Origin of the sequence: Bacillus sp. AFS001701 (assembly GCF_002559405.1) — a bacterium.
Taxonomy (GTDB): Bacteria; Bacillota; Bacilli; order Bacillales; family Bacillaceae_G; genus Gottfriedia.
The window spans coordinates 1-1297 of the sequence record NZ_NTZO01000630.1 but is presented as its reverse complement, the minus strand read 5'-3'; the positions used below and the strand labels follow the sequence as shown (position 1 = coordinate 1297).

Below are 1297 nucleotides of genomic sequence, written 5' to 3'. Positions count from 1 at the left end.
CCCAAATATTAAACAAATTAAATTTTTGGTATTATAAAAATTTTCTTAATTTCATAGTATAATCTTATGACAATCTTTGATGGCCAATCGTTTTCCAAACACTAAACAAGTATAAATACGAAATTATAAAGTGTCTGAAAACATTTTATATATCTGCCATCTCAACTATAGAACACTTTATTGTTCTATCTTACTAAAGGTTACTTTAATTGAAGGGAGTTTATAACTTAATATGTCTACTGTTTTGCAACAATCAAAAACTACAGATCCTAAAGCGAATCGTAGTAAGGAAATGAAGGAAGGATTTTTAGCGTCTGTTCCTTTAATTATTGGCTATTTGCCTGTTGCTTTTACATTCGGATTAATTGCAAAGCAAGCTGACATTAATGTGCTAAATACTCTTTCATTTAGTGTGCTAGTTTATGCAGGTGCCAGTCAGTTTATGGGTTTATCGATGTATTTGGCAGGTGTGAGTTTTTTCCAAATCTATATCGCTACATTTATTTTAAATTTTAGAAACTTTGTTATGAGCCTATCATTTAATCATCAATTTAAAACTCTACCATTTTGGCATAGAGTCTACTTATCTATCACACTAACTGATGAAAATTTCGCTGTAACTACTTTAGGTAAAAAAGGCAGTTCAGCTAGTTATTCGTCCATTTATCTGATTACATTACATACAATTGCTTATTGTACTTGGATAAGCGGTACTATTTTAGGAGTAGTTTTTTCAAAACTTATTCCAAAGATAATTAGCGAAAGCATGGGAATATCTTTATACGCTATGTTTATCGGTTTATTAACCCCAGCCATTCGTACAAATTGGAAAGCATGTTTAATCGTATTAGTGAGTATGCTATTAAATTTCATCCTTTCATCTTTTTTAAGTCAAGGCTGGTCATTAATTTTGTCTTCCATCCTTGCTAGTTTATTTGCAATTGTTTTAATGAAAGGAGATCACAAAGAATGATTGTCTTTGTACTTGTTTTAGGTATGTGCTTAGTGACAATGATTCCCCGAATAATTCCGGTATTTATTGTTGATCGGATTCAATTTCCAAATTGGGTATCCTCTTGGTTAAAAGGAGTTCCATATGCTGCATTGGGAGCATTAATTTTCCCTGGAATATTAAGTGTTCAAAAAGGAAATATGAGCGTCGGCTTGATTGGTGGATTAGTTGCAATTATCTTATCATTACTTAGATTACATATCATTTTCGTTGTTTTTGGAGCAATCGGAACAGTTTTAGTGATGAAGCTTTATTTTATTTAGTAATTTTTCTATATTCATAGGC

2 protein-coding genes are annotated in these 1297 nt (G+C 31.1%); both read left to right on the top strand.

Annotated elements, in window-relative coordinates; translation table 11 throughout:
• Positions 1–232: 232 nt before the first annotated feature.
• Entirely contained in the window at positions 233–973 is a 741-nt protein-coding gene (locus CN514_RS24210; protein WP_098234751.1) for an AzlC family ABC transporter permease, read from the top strand.
• The gene (locus CN514_RS24205; protein WP_098234750.1) at positions 970–1275 is read left to right on the top strand and encodes an AzlD domain-containing protein; all 306 of its coding nucleotides are present in this window, start codon (positions 970–972) and stop codon (positions 1273–1275) included. The genes CN514_RS24210 and CN514_RS24205 overlap by 4 nt, the downstream gene beginning before the upstream one ends.
• The last annotated feature ends 22 nt before the right edge of the window (positions 1276–1297 follow it).